Genomic DNA, 16,732 nt, shown 5'->3' with positions numbered 1-16,732 from the left:
GCTCGACACGGTCATGAGCCAGGCCTTGGGAAATGGGGATGTGGACGAAGCGCGCGGCCTCGAAACGCTGGAACAGCTTACTCCGGACCAGGAAGTCCTGGTTCTCGTGAGCGAGCAGGGCGAAATCCAGGGCGTGGTCACCTTCGGAATTTCAGAAGGCGTGGCGCGGCTTCAGGAAATCGCGACCACGAAGAAAAAAGACGGCATTGCCGGGCGCGGCATTTTCCTCATGGATGAATTCTTCCGCCAAATCAAGGAGCGGGGCGCACGCGGCGCCGTGTGGGATACGTCATGGTCCAACAAAGACGCGGTCCGCTTTTACACGACGTACCTGAAAACCCAGGGTTACGATTTCGAGCCAGTCACCGCGGGAAATTCCGTCTGGTTCCGCGTTGCTCTCGCGCCGGGCGGGGAACTTCCCGAATTGCCGCGCCTTGCGCAGCCCAGCCCGGCTCTCGCGGAATTGTCCAAACGGCCCTTGAGGCCGGTGGAAGGTTTTGCGCAAGTCCTGCAAAGTTTCTTAGGAACGCCGGATGCTCTCCATGCCGAGCTGAGGCAGAATGAGTTCGACACGGAAAAAACCGCGCGCCTGGTATGGCTGCCGCGTGCGGAAAAGAAACGCGATGAGATGCGCGGCGCTTTGGATGCCGTGCTGCGGAAGGCGGTTTTGGGAGAGCTCGAGACCCGCCTCGGAAAATCTCCCACGGCCGAAGCGCTCGTGGATACGATTTTCGACGACGCGGTTTTCGGATACGAGCCGCTGCGCGCGAGGCTGGGAACGCTTGCCGTCGAGACGAACCTCGACGTTGCCGGACTGCGGGACGGGCTGCGCAGCCGCGTCATGCGCCGCGTTCAGGGACTTGTCGAAGGCAACGCACGTGCGCTGGAAGACCTGGGCATCACCGAAGCCCTGGTGCGCCGCGCCAAAGCGCTTCTGAATCCCGCCAACCGGAAAATCCTGGAAGCCGCTTACCGCGAATATACCGGCACGAGTCTCGAGCTTCCGTCCAACGAAGCGCTTTTCATTGACGGTTTCTTCCTTCGCGACACGCCGCCGCAAAAGGCCGAAGCCCTGGTGCGCCGCTACGCGGCGCAGGCTTTTGTCCTGGCGAACCTGAAAGGAACCGAGTCCGTGTATGCGCGCGCCTTCAGCCGTTTCGGAATTCTGCGCCGCACCTACGACGCCGGGAATCCGCTGGAGCTGCTCGTCAAAAACTTCGCGGGGGATTTGCGGTACGTGCTGCTCGCGGGCACGCCCGTGGAAGACGACCGGGCGGCTGTTGCCGATAAACTGGGCATGATGGTTTCGCAGCAGGTTTATCTCATGTCGCGGCTGGACGCCTCGGAGTTTGTGCCCGTCGCGGAACTCGTCTGGCAGGTCGAATACCTGAAAAAGCAGCTTGAAGACAAGACCGGCGGGATCTTCCCCGAATTCACGGAGAGTGTCCTGAAAGCGGTTTTCGGCTTTCTCGAGCAGCTTTCCGAAACCCAGGCCGCCCGCGAACTGATGCAGGCTTCCGCGTAATTCCTCCTTGAAAAATACGGGTATTCCGCTATCATGGGGCCTTCCCAAGTCTTTATGGGCCGGTAGTTCAGTTGGGAGAACGCCACAATGGCATTGTGGAGGTCAGGAGTTCAACTCTCCTCCGGTCCACCATTTATATAATAGGAACGCCCGCAGGAGAATCTCTCTTGCGGGCGTTTTTTTTTGAATCAGAGTGTGCCTTTTTGACTCAGGGGGATTGTTTGGAGAATCTCACTTCTTCTCGCAGAAAAGGGAGATCCGCCTGGCATGGTTGTTGAAGAAAAAAGGGTGGAGAAACTGTATGGACCTTCAAAAATTGACACTCAAATCTCAGGAAGCCCTTAATGCGGCGCAAAATCTAGCCGCAGAATTCGGGCACCTCGAAGTCGACGGCGAACACCTGCTGGCCGCCCTGGCCGGCCAGGAAGACGGCATCTTTCCCCGGATTCTCGAAAAGCTGGAGCTTTCGCCGGAGGCCGTGAAAGCCGCGGCGGAAAAGGAATTGGCGCGCAAGCCCAAGGTCTCCGGTCCCGGCGTCGAGCCCGGCAAGATTTACCTGACTCCTCGCCTGAACGCGCTTTTCAACAAGGCCCTTCAGGAAGCGGAAAAATTAAAAGACGAATACGTTTCGGTCGAGCATCTGGTTCTTGCCTTCTCCGAAGAAGGCGACAAAACGCCTGCGGGAAAGGTTTTCAAGACCTTCGGCCTTACGCGCGACAAGATCCTGAAGGCGCTCACCACGATCCGCGGCAACCAGCGCGTGACCAGCGCGGACCCGGAAACCAGTTACGAGGCCCTGCAGAAATACGGACGCGAGCTTGTCTCCGAAGCGGGCAAGGGTAAGCTCGATCCCGTCATCGGCCGCGATCAGGAAATTTTGCGTGTCATCCGCATCCTTTCGAGGAAGACCAAAAATAATCCTGTGCTCATCGGCGAGCCGGGCGTGGGCAAGACAGCGATCGTCGAAGGCCTCGCGCAGCGCATCATCCGCGGCGATGTGCCGGAAGGCCTGAAAGACAAGCTGGTTTATGCGCTGGATCTCGGCGCGCTCGTCGCGGGCGCGAAGTACCGCGGCGAATTCGAAGAACGCCTGAAGGCCGTGCTCCAGGAAATCCGCAAAAGCGAAGGCAAGATCATCCTTTTCATCGACGAGCTGCACACGATCGTGGGCGCGGGCAAAGCCGAAGGATCCATGGATGCCGGCAACATGCTCAAACCCATGCTGGCGCGCGGCGAATTGCACTGCATCGGCGCCACGACGCTCGACGAATACCGCAAGTACATCGAAAAGGATGCGGCACTCGAGCGCCGCTTCCAGCCCGTGCTTGTCGACCCGCCTTCGGTGGAGGATTCCATCTCCATCCTGAGAGGGCTGAGGGAGCGCTTTGAATTGCATCATGGCGTGCGCATCCAGGACAACGCGCTTGTGGCCGCGGCCGTGCTGTCGGACCGTTACATCTCCGAACGCTTTCTGCCCGACAAAGCCATCGACCTCGTGGACGAGGCCTGCGCCATGATCCGGACGGAAATGGATTCCATGCCTTCAGAATTGGACGAAGTGTCCCGCCGCGTCATGCAGCTCGAGATCGAAGAGACGGCCCTCAAGAAGGAAAAGGACCCGGCAAGCAAGGAAAGACTCTACGTCCTGCGTAAGGAGCTCCAAGACCTGCAGGAAAAAAGAAACGCCATGAAGCTCAAGTGGGAAAGCGAAAAGGGCGCCATCGAAAAGCTGCGTGGACTCCGCGGCGAGATCGAGAAAGTGCGGCTGGAAATCGAAGCCGCGGAACGCCAATACGATTTGAACAAGATCGCCGAGCTGCGGCACGGCAAGCTGCCCGCCCTGGAAAAGCAGCTCAAGCAGGAAGAGGAGAAGATCCAGGCCAAGAAAGGCGGGACCACGCTGCTTCGCGAGGAAGTGACCGAAGAGGAGATCGGCGAGATCGTTTCCAAATGGACGGGCATTCCGGTGACGCGCCTCATGGAAGGGGAAAAGGAAAAGCTGCTGCACCTCGACCAGGTGCTGCATCAGCGTGTGATCGGCCAGGACGAAGCCGTTCAGCTCGTCGCGGACGCGGTAATCCGTGCGCGGGCCGGCATCAAGGATCCGCGGCGTCCGATAGGCTCCTTTATTTTCCTGGGTCCCACGGGTGTCGGAAAAACGGAGCTCGCCAAGGCCCTTGCCGCGGCGCTGTTCGATTCCGAACAGAATCTCGTGCGCATCGACATGAGCGAATACATGGAGCGCCACGCGGTTTCCCGCCTCGTGGGCGCGCCTCCGGGTTATGTCGGCTACGAAGAAGGCGGCCAGCTCACCGAAGCCGTGCGGAGAAAGCCTTACTGCGTCATCCTGTTCGACGAAATCGAAAAGGCGCATCCCGAGGTCTTCAACGTCCTCCTGCAGCTGTTGGACGACGGGCGCCTCACCGACGCGCAGGGCCGGACCGTCAACTTCAAGAACACCGTCATCATCATGACCAGCAACATCGGTTCGCCGGATTTGCTCGAAGGCATTAAGGCAGACGGGACGCTCGACGAAGGCGTGCGCGGAAGCGTCCTGGCCAAACTGCGCGGGCATTTCCGCCCTGAGTTTCTGAACCGCCTGGATGAGATCGTCCTCTTCAAGCCGCTGTCGCTGGCCGAGATCAAAAAGATCATCGATCTTCTGGTTCAGGACCTCCAGAAGCGCCTGGCCGAACGCAAGATTAAGATCGAACTGTCGGAAGCCGCGAAGGAATTGATCGCCGGCCAGGGCTATGATCCGGTTTACGGCGCGCGGCCTTTGAAGCGCTTCCTGCAGCGCGAAGTCGAAACCCGCATCGCCCGCCAGCTCATCCAGGGAGAGATCCAGGACGGCAGCACGATCCGCCTGGACGCCGAAGGCGGGGAACTCGTTGTGATGCCCTCGGTTATGGCGGCTGGCGGGCGGAAAAAGTAGGTTTTTTCCTAATTCTGCGGTCCCGCCATCTTCTCGCTTGCGCCCCACGGAAGGCTTGTTTACACTATCTCGCCTAACAACATCCCACACAGGAGAGAGCGTTTATGAAATTATTACTCAAAATCGTCGTATTTTTTGCCGTCCTCGCCGGGTTGGTTTTCGTGTTCCGGAACCAGGTTCTGAAAGCCGCGGCGTCATTCGGCGTGGAAAAGGTGACCGGGCTTCAGCTGGAAATGGGGACCGTCAACACGGATTTCCAGAATACCCTGGCCTCGATCGACGGCATCAAGCTGCATAACCCGCCGGGTTTCCAGGACCCGCTCATGGTCGACATCCCGCTCGTTTATGTGGATTATCATCTGGGCGACATCCTGAAAGGCAACATCCACCTGCAGGACCTCAGGCTCCATTTGAAGGAGCTGCTTGTTATCCGGAACAAGGACGGCAAGCTGAACCTGGATTATCTCAAGGCCGCGACCGCTGCGAAAAAAGGCGAAGTGCCTCCTCCGGCGGAGCAGGCTCCGGCGCCCGCGGAACAGAAAAAGGGACCGGGAATCAAAGTGCAGATCGACAAAGTCGACCTGAAAGTCGACCGCGTCATCTATAAAGACTATACGGTGGGAAATGATCCGATCGTGCAGACGTTCGACGTCAACATCAGCGAGCAGCACGAGAACATCACGAACCCGCAGACGCTCGTCACGCTGATCGTCGCCAAGGCGCTCCGCAACACGACGATTGCCCGTCTGACGAACCTCAACTCGGAATTCCTCCAGAGCAACGTCTTCGATACCATGACCATGGCCAACCAGGCCGCGAACAACGTCGCCAGCCAGCTCGAAGGCAAGGTCACGGGCACCGGCGGCGCGCTCGTCGGCAAGCTCGGCGGGGAAGGCCAGGTCGTCGAAGACAAAGCCAAGGCGCTGTTCGGATCGCTCAAGAACAAGCTGCCTGTCGGCAATGGCAGCCAGACCCAGGCCCAGAGCCAGCCGGCCGCGACGTAAGCAGCAGTTCCAACAGGCATAAAAAAACCCCGTGGGATTTCTCCCACGGGGTTTTTTCTTTTTAGAAGCTTTCGATTCTTTAAATCTTGCCGTCCCAGCGTCCGCCCTGGCGCGCAACCAACGCGTCCCAGCCGGACCAGAAACGGAAAATGCCCGTCAGGCCCAGAACCGCATGCGTGACGTTCTTCTTCGTTTCGTTGTTGTTCAGGTACTGGCCGATACCGGGCCAAATAATGAAGGAAGCCAGGCCGTAGCAGACCGTCTTTCCCGTGATTTTTCCTTGCACAGCCGTGTTGGCGGCGAATGCGGAAGGCGCTGCGGTGAAGGCTAACATCACGATGAGAGCTGCGGCGAAAGTTTTTTTCATGGGGGCATCCTTTCTTGGGTTGAGTGAAGGAACTTGCTTCAAAGTATAAGCAGGTCCCGTGGGTTGTCTACAGAATTTTAAAATCCAATCCCGTAACGCGCGGTCAATTTGTCGAGCCAATCCCTCAGGTCGCCCTGCCGGTACCAGGTTTCTCCCGGAGGAAGGACCGGAGACGGTCCGGTAAGCGACACGTTGAAGACTGGGCCTTGGGGAGTTTCGCGAACTTTGACCTCCGCCAAAGGCACGATGTTGGTCCGCGGGGCATTGCCCTCGGCGGCGCGCTTGGGAAAGACTTCCACGCGGTAGATCTGGAGCCGCGACGGATAAGCATGCGAATGCTCTTTCTGGTAGAAGGCCACGAGCTGGCGCAGGAAAGCGTTCCATTGTTTCTCGTTCAGGCCGTAATTTCCCATGCGGGTCAGAAGCAGCCCCAGCCGGGCTTCCTTCGCATAGCGAAGGCCGCCGACGAAACGCCCGTTTTCGTCAAAAGGAGGAATGGAAGCCGGCCGGCCGCTTGCGTCGAAAGCGCGGTAGTTGATGATTTTCAGCGGGTCGAAGAAAATGGGGCTCGGCCACAGATTGAAATAAACCAGCCGGCAAACGTTGTTGACGTAAACGCGCACGGACAGCGGATACGCCTTGAAATATTGCCACCACGAGCCGTAAGGATCAAAGGTCTTGCCCGCATAGGCGATCTGGGCGCTTCCCACCGCGAAAAGATGAAAGCAAAGGAAGACATTGATGCAGGCCCGCTTACACCAGCCCCAGGAGACGAGCGGAATCAGCGGCGCTTCCGCTGCCGGGGGAACGATCGTCCGGTTTTTTGGCGGAAAACAGTCGTCGATAAAAATGAAAAGCGACCCGATCATGGTTTCCGTAAACCATCCCACCCGAACGAGCAGCCAAATCCCCGCGTGGAAAAAAAAGGAAGTGAGGACCGCCCAGGGCCGCGCCAGCGGAAAAAACCACAGAAAGGGAATAAGGCTTTCCCAAGCCATCACGGCATAATTGATGGCGTGAAAAACCGGATGCTCCGGCAGCCAGCTCAAATCAAAATAAGAAAGGTGGCCGGTTCTCAAAGTGTCCAGGAAGGCGGTTCCCGCGAGCCATCCGGGATCCGCTACCTTGCTGATGCCGGAGGTAAAATAAATGCAGCCGATCGTGATTTGCGTGAGGCGGACGGGCCACAGCGTGAGGGGCCGGACGTCGCGTTCTTTTTTCCAGAATTTTTCTACGGACAGGAAGCGGCCGGAGGTCTGCCAGATCAGGCAGAAGCCAAAGGCCTGATGCGCCCAATCCGCCACGTGGGAGGCGCCATAGCCGCGCAGACTGAAAAAATAAGTCGTGAGGAAAAAGTTCAACACCGACATGAGGCGGGTCCGGACGCCCAACAGCAAAAGGGCCACGATCACGATCCACGCGGCGTGAAGATTCAGCACGGCTGCGGGAGGATAAAAAACGTCCAGAGGCGTCGCGTGATGCACGCCTTCGTTGGAAAAAAGCAGGACCACTTTCGAGCGCATTCCGATGAGGTCGCCGAGAAGCGCGAAGCTGTAGCCGACGCGGAACCAGGCCTCGGAGCGCCCCGTGCTTTCTTTGAACCAGAAGTCGTCCCAGATGCGGGCAAGGGTTTGCATGTATCCCATTATCGGCAGGCCGCGGTCCGGCTTGTGGCAAGAAATGATTCAAAAGCGGGCTTGTAAACTATAACCTATTTATTTATAATGAGTTATGTTTTAAGCCCGGCCGCGTCCATGCGGCCGCATAATCCGGAGATGCGTTTGTGATTTTGTTCCGCAAGATTGTTTTCTACATCTTTCTCTTATTGTACCTCGTCACCTGCCCGCTGCTGCTCCTTTACGCTTTCGGATTCATCGTCAAGCCGGGCTCCGAATACCGGCTCATCAAAACCGGCCTCATTTATTTGTCGACCGTTCCGGCCGGCGCGCAGGTGCATCTGGGCCCGAGCCGCTTCACGCAGAAGACCCCGGTGATGATCCGTGATCTCATTCCGGGCAATTACTCGGTGCGCGTGGATCTTCCCGGACATCTGCCCTGGATCCAGACCGTGCCGGTCGCCGCGGAAAAGGCCTCGGTGCTGGATTACGTGCTGCTGCTTCCTTCCAAATGGAAAAGGGAGCTGCTGACGCGCGACTCCTACGCCGGCCTCAGGGCCATTCCCGGCACGGAAATGATTCTGCTGCAGCGTACCGACAAGCTCGGAGGCCTGGTCGTCTATGATTTCGGCGAGGACAAACTGAAGCGCCTGTTTGCCCGCGACTCGGAATACGCGGCGGCCGATCTCCAGCGCGCTTATACGTTCCCGGAAGGCAACATCGTGATTCTGCAGGTGCAGATGCCCGCCGGGCCCCGCACGCTCGCCATCGACCTCGGCAAACCGGACAAGGCGCCGAAAGATCTCACGCTTTTTTTCAACGCTGCACCGGAAAAACTGGCCTGGGATTCTTCGGCACGTAATTACCTCTATAACTATCACGACAGCGTACTGGACCGCATCAACCTCGATGACGGCGAGGTGAAACCCGGTATCCTGAAAAACCTGCGGGGAATGGGTTTTTCCGACGATTCTATTTATGCGGTGAGAAACGACGGCCTGGTGATCCGCACGGACGAAAACGGCAAGGACCTCAAATTTCTTCTGGACGATCCCGTCCTGGCGCAATCGCTTTTCGGTGATGCCGGCTTCTTCGACATCGAGGCCTATCACGACCAGACCGTGCTCTTCCGCGGCGAGAAAGGCGAGCTCTTGTCCAACCGGCTGCCTTACCGCCAGGTGCCGGGCGGGGTGTCGGGTTTCGAGTACGACAAAAAACGCAAGCGCCTGCTTGTCTGGCAGAAAAACAAGATCGGCATCCTGGATTTTTCGCGCGAACGCGTGGCCGGAGGCGAGATGTTCGAAAAGGGACCGCGCCTCACCTGGATTTTCAAGGACGGGGACAACATCGCGCAGGCGTTCTGGGTGTACGAAGGCTCGCATGTGCTGTTCCGGGACGGCAGCCAGGTTCGCCTGCTCGACACCGAAACCTACGAGACGCCCGTCGTGCATACGGTGACCGGCGTGAAGGACAAGACGGACGTTTATTATTCGGAAGACTCAGGCTCTCTGTATTACCTGGACAAGGACTCGGCGCAGCTCGTGTCGCTCGAGATTTTTCCGAAGAAAGCCGTCATCAACCTGCCTTTCCCAGAGAGAAGGGAAGAGGTCGTGCTCAAGGAGAAAAACTCCGAATGAACTTCGATTATTCCGCACGCGGGCTTAAAGGCGGCGAAAGAAAGCTGCAGCGTTTTTTTGAAACGCTTCCCGGCGCTACGAGCTGGGCCATTCTGGCAGGCCTTCTCGCGGTCTCTTTCCTGAAGCCTGTCATTGCCGCCGTTTTCGTCATCGCGTTCGTGCTGTTCTGGCTGTTCCGGCTTTTTTATATGACGCTGTTCCTGATGATTTCTTATTTCCGGCTGGCGGCCGAAGCGAACACGGATTGGATGGCCCGCGTAAGCGGCATCGATGATCTGGAAAATTACCTGCAAGGGTCTTGGCGCAAGGCCGCGGGCAAAGGCCTGCACCGCGCCGTGTCGCTGTGGAGGCATCACAACAACTTGAACCGGCTGCGCAAGAGCGGCAGCGTGCCGCCGCGTTCCGAGGACATTCTCCAGCTCGTGATCATGCCGGTCATCAAAGAAACCAAAGAGGTGCTGGAGCCCGGCATCCGCAGCCTCGCCGAAGGCACGTTCCCTCCGGAGCGCATCGTGGTCGTGATCGCGCTCGAAGACCGCGCCTCCGCCGCGGTCAAACAAGGCGTGCGGGAGCTCGAGGCACAGTACGGCATGCGTTTTTTTCATTTCCGGACCGTCATCCACCCGCAGGGCGTGCCGGGCGAGGCCCGCGTCAAAGGCGCGAACACCACGCACGCGTCGAAAGAAATCACGGCCTATTTCCGCGAGCGCAAGATCCCGCTCGAAAACATCATCGTGTCCTGCTTCGACGCGGACACGGTCGTGGACAAGTCGTACTTCGCCTGCCTCACGTACCAGTACCTGGTCTGTCCGGACCGCGAGCGCGCGAGCTTCCAGCCCATCCCGGTCTATCACAACAACATCTGGAACGCGCCGGCCTTTGCCCGCATCCTGGAAATGGGCTCGTCTTTTTTCCAGCTGATCGAGGCCACCAATCCCGAGAAGCTTGTGACGTTCTCCAGCCACAGCATGAGCTTCAAGGCGCTGGTCGAGATCGGCTACTGGCCCGTCGACATGATCTCCGACGACTCGTCGGTTTTCTGGAAGGCGTTCATCCATTTCGACGGCGACTACCGCGTCGTGCCGCTGTACGTGACGCTGTCCATGGACGTCGTGGATTCGGGTTCGTGGTGGAAGACCGTGACCTACGTTTATAAGCAGAAAAGGCGCTGGGCCTGGGGCGTGGAAAATTTTCCGATCGTGATGCGCGCGTTCATGCGGTCGAAGAAGATCCGTTTTTACGACAAGTTCCGCTACGCCTTCAAGATGTTCGAGGGCCACATTTCCTGGGCCACGTGGGCCTTCATCCTCTCGTTCGTGGGCTGGCTGCCCGCCATTTTCGCGGGCCGGGAATTCGCACACACGGTCCTTTATTACAGCGCCCCGCGCATCACGGGCATCATCTTCAATCTCTCGGCCTCTGCGCTGATCGTGTCCATGATCATCAGCCTTTCCCTCCTGCCGAAAAAGAAATTGAAATACCCGGTACTCCAGAAAATATTTTTCGCGGCCGGATGGCTGCTGCTTCCGGTCATTTTCATTTTTTTGAGCGCGCTGCCCGCGCTGGACGCTCAGACGCGGCTCATGCTCGGCAAATACATGGAAGAATTCTGGGTCACGGAGAAAAAACGCTGACATGAAAAAAACGGCCCTTTTCCTGGCGCTGATTCTCGCTTTTCCTGCCGTTCCGGCGCGGGCCCAGGAAACCCTGAAGATCGGCACGACCTACAGCATCCACCAGAGCGAATACCTGGACATGGACTGGAAGGAGACTTACCTCGCGCTCCTCGAATTCCATTTCGACGTGATCCGGCTGGGCACTTACTGGAACCGCATCGAAAAAGACGAAGGAGTCCTCGATTTCGAATACCTGGACTGGCAGATTGCCGAGGCGAAAAAACGCCACATCCCCGTCCTCCTCACGCTCGGCATGAAGGCGCCGCGCTGGCCGGAATATTACATCCCGGACTGGGTCCTGAAGCATATCAAGCTGAAGTTCGGGCAGGACGTGTCGGAGAGCGCTTACCTCCGGGAAAAGGCGCTCCATTTCGTCAGCGTTGTGGTCGAGCGCTATAAAGACGAAGATATCGTGCAATACTGGCAGGTGGAAAACGAAGGCCTCGACCGCGCGGGCCGGAACTACTGGTGGATCGGCAAGGCGTTCATCCAGGAAGAGATCGCGCTCGTGCGCCAGCTCGATCCCAAGAAGCGCCCCATCATCGTCAGCTCCGCCACTTACCCCAACCGCTTCCTTAATTTTCTCGCGCGCTTTTTCGCCAAGAACGACCCGATCTCGGATGCCCTCGAGATTTCCGACATTCTCGGCATCAACGTCTATCCCGCGGTTGGCCACAAGATGGCGTGGAAAAAAATCTATTTCTGGACCACGCCCACGGAACGGAATTCTTATTTTTCAGAGCTTCTGGCCCGCGCCAAGGCGGTCGGTAAGAAAGTCTGGATCATGGAGCTGCAGGCCGAGCCGTGGGAACCCGGAGAGCTCGTGCATGTGGGCAAGGAACGGCCGCCTACGGGCTGGCCCGAATCGGTCCGCGAAAGTTTTGCCGAGTTCCAGAAGATCGGTTTCCACACGATCCTGCTCTGGGGCGGGGAGTACTGGCTTTACCGGCTCGTGCAGCATCAGGACGAAAACTGGTGGGACATGGTCATGGATTTTTTCAAATCCAAGGAAGATAAAGAGAAGGAAGAAAAAGCCGAGGCCGAGAAAAAAGAAAACACGCTCGCGGCCGTGAAAAAAGATGTGGCCGAGCACGTCGCGGAAAAGAAAGCTACAGAAGATCGAGCTGAGGCGAAGTCGCCGGCTTCCTGAGCGCCTGGCGTTCGATGCGTTCGAGCAATTTTTGCTCGATGTCTTTCAGAAACGAAGAAGGTTCCTGCTCCCGGATTTTTCCCTGCCAGAGCCGTTTGGCCGCCCCGGAAAGAAAAAGCCGTTCTTTGGCTCGCGTCATGCCCACATAAAAAAGGCGCCGCTCTTCCGCGAGCTCCTCTCGCGGCATCTCAGCGCTCCATTTCATCGGCAGCACGCCTTCCTCGCAGCCCGCGATGAAGACCACGGGAAACTCCAGCCCTTTGGCGGCATGAAGCGTCATCAGCGATACCGCGTCCGCGCGCTCGTCCCAGGCGTCCACGTCCGCGGCCATGCGCGCTTCCGAAAAAAAACGCGGCCGGTCCGACCCGCAGGCGCGCGCGATCTCGTCCAGCCTCAGAAAAACCGGATCCTTAAAAAGAGCTTCGAGCGCTTCCTGCCCTGCGATTTTTCCGGCGCCTCGGCGGAGAGCTGCGCCGAGAGACAGGGTTGCTTCTTCCTCTTCGGCCGCGGACAGCAGGGCGGCGGCCAGCGGGTTTTCATGGAGCGGACGATGCGAGCGGCGCTGGAATGGAATGCCCGAGCGCAGGAGCGCCTCTTCGAGCGGCGGGACCTGCTGCTCCGTGCGGTAGAGCACGGCGAAATCGGAAAAGGAATGCTCTTTTTCGGTCTGGCCTTCGGAGCGTCCGCTGTCCATGGAAAAGAAGGTAAGGGCGCCGATCATTTTTTCGATCTGCTCCACGATGAATTCCGCTTCGGACTTGTCGGTCGGCGCGTGGTGGATCAGAACTTTTCCCGGATCGTCGAGCAGCGCCTCGGCTCCGCGTCCGGGCACAAGCGAGGCGGGAAGAATCATCTGCGACGAGGCGGACAGGATCGAAACGCCCGAACGGTAATTGCGCTTCAGGCGGATTTCGGCCGCGCCTTCGAAATCCTCTGCGAACTTCAGGAAGAAACGCACGTCCGAGCCGCGGAACCCGTAAATGGCCTGGTCCGGATCGCCGATCGCGCAGACGTTGCCGTTTCGCGGCGCGAGGTGTCGCGCCAGGCGGTATTGCAGCGGATCGATGTCCTGATACTCGTCGATCAGGATCCAGCGGTACTGTTCGCGGGCGCGCGCTTCGAGGCCCGGATCTTCTTGAAAAAGCCGCAGGGGATAAAGGAGCAGGTCGTCGAAGTCGACGAGCCCGCGCAGGGCCTTTTCTTTTTCGAGGATTTCCATGCCGGCCTTCACGTCTGCATCTGTTGATTTGTCTTCACGCCGCGCTTTTGAAATCTCGCGCAAAAGGCGCAAGGCCTGAGCTTCCTTTAAAGACAGATGTTCCGCGAGCAGGGATGTAAGGTCTTCCTCGCGCGCGAGCGTGAACCCGCGGTCAAGCCCGGCCGCGCTCCGGTTTTCTTCCAGGATTTTATAGCCGAGCCCGTGAAAGGTCATGACCGGAACGCGCCGTCCCGTTTGGCCGAGCAGGCTTTCGAGCCGCGACTTGATTTCCCCGGCCGCGCGCCGGCTGAAGGTGAGCGCGAGACAGGCTTCGGGCGCGGCCCCGCAGTTTTGGATCAGATGGGCAATGCGGTGCGTGAGCACGCGCGTTTTGCCGGAGCCCGGGCCCGCGACGATGAGAAGCGGGCCGGAGACAGCCCGCACGGCCGCGGTTTGTTCGGGATCAAGTCCGCCTTCCGGGGAAGACGGGCGGGCCTTCGGCGGTTTCGGCGCGGTGGGAAGAATCTGGAAGGTGTCGGGCCGTTGGGTTTTTTCTTTCCGCGCGGCGGGCTGCGCTTCCGGCACATCGAACAGGACGCTGGCGCCGCCGTGTGTTTTCAATTCGTCTTCGCGGAATAATTTGATGCGGCCGTATTCGCCGTCGTAGCCGGCCTCGCGGATCACGCGGCCGTCGCGCATTCTCGCGATCGCCTCGGTGATGAGCGATGAGGATTTTTTGCGGATCTGGTCGAGCGGCAGGTCGCTCAGGATGTCCAGTTCCGCGCCGAGGTCCGAGACCATATTTTCGTAATCCCGGCACACGGCCTTGCTCGCAGGCCCCACGGAAAGCGTTTCCGCAATCATCTCCGGAAGGGGAATCAGGCTTTTGAATTCGCCGCTTTTGTCCTTGGTTTCCTGTTCCGTGCGGTCGGCGAGTTCTTCGACGCGGTACATGACGCCGAGTGTCAGCGGCTTCCGGCATTCCGGGCAGATGCCGTTGTGCTTCCGGCTTTCCTCGGGCGTGAACCGCACCTGGCAGGCGCGGTGGCCGTCCATGTGGTATTTCCCTTCCTCGGGAAAAAATTCCACGGTGCCGCCGTAGCCCTGGCCGGTTTCGAGCGCGCGGCGCAGGGAAAAATAATCCAGCCCGCAATCGAAGTAACAGGCCTCGCGCCCCAGTTTTTGCGGCGAATGCGCGTCGGAATTGGAAATCAGGCGATAGCCATCCAGGCTGGAAACGCGGCGGTTCATTTCCGGATCGGACGAAAGACCGGTCTCGACGGCAAAGATATGCGGCGCCAGGTCGCCGTAGCAGTCGGAAACGGCGTCGAAGCCGGATTTGGAGCCCAGCACGGAAAACCACGGCGTCCAGATATGCGCGGGAACCAGAAAACAATCTTCACCGGCCTCGAGCACGATTTCCAGAAGGTGCCGGGAGTCGAGGCCCAGGATGGGGCGGCCGTCCGAGCGGATGTTGCCGATGCGGGCCAGCGCGCGGTTGATGGCCTCGGCCTTTTCCACGGTCGGCGCGTAGATCAGGTGGTGCACCTTGCGCGTTTTGTCGCCCTTCTTATAAATAGTGGAGACTTCCACCGAGAGCATGAAGCGTGTGGTGCCGCGGCAGACGGGCGGCAGCTTCTTCATGATTTCGTCTTCGAAATCGTCTTTGAGGCGGAAAAAGCCGGGTTCCGCGGGAACGAGTTTTTCTTTGATTTCGGCGATCCAGGCGGGGTGGGTGAAGTCGCCGGTTCCGATGACGGTAATGCCTTTTTTCCGTCCCCAATAGGTCAGGTGTTCCAGGTCGCAGTCGCGGCTTGTCGCGCGGGAGTACTTCGAATGGATGTGCAGGTCGGCGTAAAAGCGCATGGGCTTACGCTAGCCAAATCCGGCCCAAAAGTCAATAAAGCCGGCGAAAACCCTTACCGCGGAAAAGGAGAAAAACCCCTTGTGTTCCAAGGGACTCGTGGCTATTATAGGCGCGCTTTAACAATCCCGATTCCAGTTGGATAGCATGGAAGAAAAACTCACGACCTTGCAGACCTTCATCAATACGGCCGTTGAATTTCTGGTCAACTACAGTTTCCAGATCATCGGCGCCCTCATCATCATCGTGGCCGGCGTCCTGGCCTCGAACTGGGCTTCGAACTTCCTTTTCAAGACCTTCCAGAAGAACAATCTCGACATCACGCTTTCGAAATTCCTCGCAGGCGTCATCAAGGTCCTGCTCCTGTCCTTTGTCTTCCTGATCGCGCTCGGCAATTTCGGCATCACGATCGCGCCTTTCATCGCCGCTCTCGGCGCGCTCAGCTTCGGCGCGAGCATGGCCATTCAGGGACCTCTCTCGAATTACGGCGCCGGCGTTTCCATCATCATGAGCCGCCCGTTTGTCGTGGGGGACACGATCACGGTTTGCGGCGTCAGCGGGCTCGTCAAGGAAGTGAAGCTGGCCTGCACAACTCTCACGGACGAGGACGGCATCAAGATCACGATCCCCAACAAGCAAATCGTGGGCGAGATCCTGCACAACTCTTCGGTAAACCGCATCGTGGAAGCGACGATCGGCATCAAATACGAAAACGATCCCGAAACCGCCATCCGGGTGATCCGCGAAACACTCGGCAGGTTCCCGGAAGTCGTGAAGCAGCCGGCCGCTCAGGTCGGACTGCAGGAGTGGGGCGATTCTTCGCTGGACATCGGCCTGCGCTACTGGATTCCCACCTCCAAATATTTCCAAACCCTGTACGCCGTGAACCTGGCGCTGCACAAGGACCTGGCTGCCGCGGGCATTGAAATGCCTTACCCGCAGCGCGAAGTCCGTATTCTTTCACAACCTCAAAATTCCCCCTCATCTTTTAATCGATAAAAACTAAGGAGATCGTCATGAAAAAAAACATGTGGTTCGTACTTCCCCTGGCGCTGGTTCTCGCGGCTTACGGCTGCGGCAAGAAAGCCGACAGCAACAAGCCCATCGATGAAGTCCGCGTCGAAGCGCAGAAAATGGATCAGGCCCAGCTCGAAAAGCAGGCTCAGGCCTATGCCAAGGAAATTTCGAAGAAGACCAGCGACATGCAGGAAGTCCAGAACAAGCTCAAGGGACTTTCGCCGCAGGAACTCTTCGGCGACAAGGCCAAGGATATCAAGGATCAGGCTTCGAAGATCGCGACCGAAGTCAGCGCTCTCACCGAGCGTTACAACGTCTACGCCGAACAGTTCCAGAAGGCCGGCGGCGATCTTTCCAAGATCAAGTTAGCTTAGTTCGAATCTCGTTTTAAAAATAAAAAAGGACAGGGTTAAAAACCCTGTCCTTTTTTATTTCTACCCGGGAAAATAAAAAACCCTCACTCGCGTGAGGGTTTTTACTGGTGGGGAGTGGTGGATTCGCCTGCTACGCTCGTGCGGAGCCTCGCTGCGCAGGCCCCCGTCCCTCACTGCCGCGCGGCCGTTGGCAAACGCGCTATCCTTACGGCGTTCGGGATCTTCGAATCCACCATATTAAATAAAAAACCCTCACTTGCGTGAGGGTTTTTAACTGGTGGGGAGTGGTGGATTCGCCTGCTACGCTCGTGCGGAGCCTCGCTGCGCAGGCCCCCGTCCCTCACTGCCGCGCGGCCGTTGGCAAACGCG

The 16,732-nt window shown here is 58.4% G+C and carries 11 protein-coding genes and 1 tRNA gene; 9 read left to right on the top strand and 3 right to left on the bottom strand.

Annotated elements, in window-relative coordinates; all coding sequences use genetic code 11:
* The 4 genes from VL688_04000 to VL688_03985 all read left to right on the top strand — a co-directional run.
* Window positions 1-1,525, top strand: a 1,525-nt coding sequence (locus VL688_04000; protein HTL47209.1) for a hypothetical protein, incomplete at its 5' end; no start/stop codon positions are given.
* Window positions 1,526-1,581: 56 nt separating this feature from the next.
* Window positions 1,582-1,657 (top strand) — tRNA-Ala (locus tag VL688_03995).
* 169 nt (window positions 1,658-1,826) lie between these two features.
* Window positions 1,827-4,460 (top strand): ATP-dependent chaperone ClpB, encoded by a 2,634-nt coding sequence (gene clpB, locus VL688_03990; GenBank protein HTL47208.1) that lies wholly within the window; start codon window positions 1,827-1,829, stop codon window positions 4,458-4,460.
* Window positions 4,461-4,564: 104 nt separating this feature from the next.
* Window positions 4,565-5,464 carry a hypothetical protein gene (locus VL688_03985; GenBank protein ID HTL47207.1) on the top strand — a complete coding sequence of 300 codons (900 nt, stop codon included), beginning with the start codon at window positions 4,565-4,567 and terminating at the stop codon, window positions 5,462-5,464.
* A 79-nt stretch (window positions 5,465-5,543) separates the two neighbouring features.
* Here VL688_03985 and VL688_03980 read toward each other — a convergent pair whose 3' ends face one another.
* Window positions 5,544-5,831, bottom strand: a complete 288-nt coding sequence (locus VL688_03980) for a hypothetical protein (GenBank protein ID HTL47206.1) — start codon at window positions 5,829-5,831, stop codon at window positions 5,544-5,546.
* A 77-nt stretch (window positions 5,832-5,908) separates the two neighbouring features.
* The gene (locus tag VL688_03975; GenBank protein ID HTL47205.1) at window positions 5,909-7,468 is read right to left on the bottom strand and encodes an HTTM domain-containing protein; all 1,560 of its coding nucleotides are present in this window, start codon (window positions 7,466-7,468) and stop codon (window positions 5,909-5,911) included.
* Window positions 7,469-7,614: 146 nt separating this feature from the next.
* Here VL688_03975 and VL688_03970 point away from each other — a divergent pair, with 146 nt between their 5' ends.
* The 3 genes from VL688_03970 to VL688_03960 are packed head-to-tail and all read left to right on the top strand — an operon-like array spanning window position 7,615 to window position 11,910.
* A complete protein-coding gene (locus tag VL688_03970; GenBank protein HTL47204.1) occupies window positions 7,615-9,084 on the top strand; it encodes a PEGA domain-containing protein in 1,470 nt (489 codons plus the stop codon).
* Window positions 9,081-10,718 carry a glycosyltransferase family 2 protein gene (locus VL688_03965; protein HTL47203.1) on the top strand — a complete coding sequence of 546 codons (1,638 nt, stop codon included), beginning with the start codon at window positions 9,081-9,083 and terminating at the stop codon, window positions 10,716-10,718. The genes VL688_03970 and VL688_03965 overlap by 4 nt, the downstream gene beginning before the upstream one ends.
* A 1-nt stretch (window position 10,719) precedes the next feature.
* Window positions 10,720-11,910 (top strand): beta-galactosidase, encoded by a 1,191-nt coding sequence (locus tag VL688_03960; protein HTL47202.1) that lies wholly within the window; start codon window positions 10,720-10,722, stop codon window positions 11,908-11,910.
* Here VL688_03960 and VL688_03955 read toward each other — a convergent pair.
* The gene (locus VL688_03955; protein HTL47201.1) at window positions 11,870-14,974 is read right to left on the bottom strand and encodes a UvrD-helicase domain-containing protein; all 3,105 of its coding nucleotides are present in this window, start codon (window positions 14,972-14,974) and stop codon (window positions 11,870-11,872) included. The genes VL688_03960 and VL688_03955 overlap by 41 nt on opposite strands.
* Before the next feature lie 145 nt (window positions 14,975-15,119).
* On the opposite strand from VL688_03955, the gene VL688_03950 reads away from it, so the two are divergent.
* Together VL688_03950 and VL688_03945 are read left to right on the top strand one after the other, a co-directional pair.
* Window positions 15,120-15,971 carry a mechanosensitive ion channel family protein gene (locus VL688_03950; GenBank protein HTL47200.1) on the top strand — a complete coding sequence of 284 codons (852 nt, stop codon included), beginning with the start codon at window positions 15,120-15,122 and terminating at the stop codon, window positions 15,969-15,971.
* 17 nt (window positions 15,972-15,988) lie between these two features.
* Window positions 15,989-16,363, top strand: a complete 375-nt coding sequence (locus tag VL688_03945) for a hypothetical protein (protein ID HTL47199.1) — start codon at window positions 15,989-15,991, stop codon at window positions 16,361-16,363.
* The last annotated feature ends 369 nt before the right edge of the window (window positions 16,364-16,732 follow it).

The organism is Verrucomicrobiia bacterium, assembly GCA_035495615.1.
Taxonomy (GTDB): domain Bacteria; phylum Omnitrophota; class Omnitrophia; order Omnitrophales; family Aquincolibacteriaceae; genus DATJFP01.
Note: the sequence above shows the minus strand (reverse complement) of the source record. Positions and strands in the feature narration are given on the sequence as shown.

Excerpts from the sequence above, each read along its gene's own strand:
- clpB (HTL47208.1), top strand. The coding sequence starts at position 1,827 with ATGGACCTTCAAAAATTGACACTCAAATCTCAGGAAGCCCTTAATGCG.
- VL688_03985 (HTL47207.1), top strand. The coding sequence starts at position 4,565 with ATGAAATTATTACTCAAAATCGTCGTATTTTTTGCCGTCCTCGCCGGG.
- VL688_03980 (HTL47206.1), bottom strand. The coding sequence starts at position 5,831 with ATGAAAAAAACTTTCGCCGCAGCTCTCATCGTGATGTTAGCCTTCACC.
- VL688_03975 (HTL47205.1), bottom strand. The coding sequence starts at position 7,468 with ATGCAAACCCTTGCCCGCATCTGGGACGACTTCTGGTTCAAAGAAAGC.
- VL688_03965 (HTL47203.1), top strand. The coding sequence starts at position 9,081 with ATGAACTTCGATTATTCCGCACGCGGGCTTAAAGGCGGCGAAAGAAAG.
- VL688_03960 (HTL47202.1), top strand. The coding sequence starts at position 10,720 with ATGAAAAAAACGGCCCTTTTCCTGGCGCTGATTCTCGCTTTTCCTGCC.
- VL688_03955 (HTL47201.1), bottom strand. The coding sequence starts at position 14,974 with ATGCGCTTTTACGCCGACCTGCACATCCATTCGAAGTACTCCCGCGCG.
- VL688_03950 (HTL47200.1), top strand. The coding sequence starts at position 15,120 with ATGGAAGAAAAACTCACGACCTTGCAGACCTTCATCAATACGGCCGTT.
- VL688_03945 (HTL47199.1), top strand. The coding sequence starts at position 15,989 with ATGAAAAAAAACATGTGGTTCGTACTTCCCCTGGCGCTGGTTCTCGCG.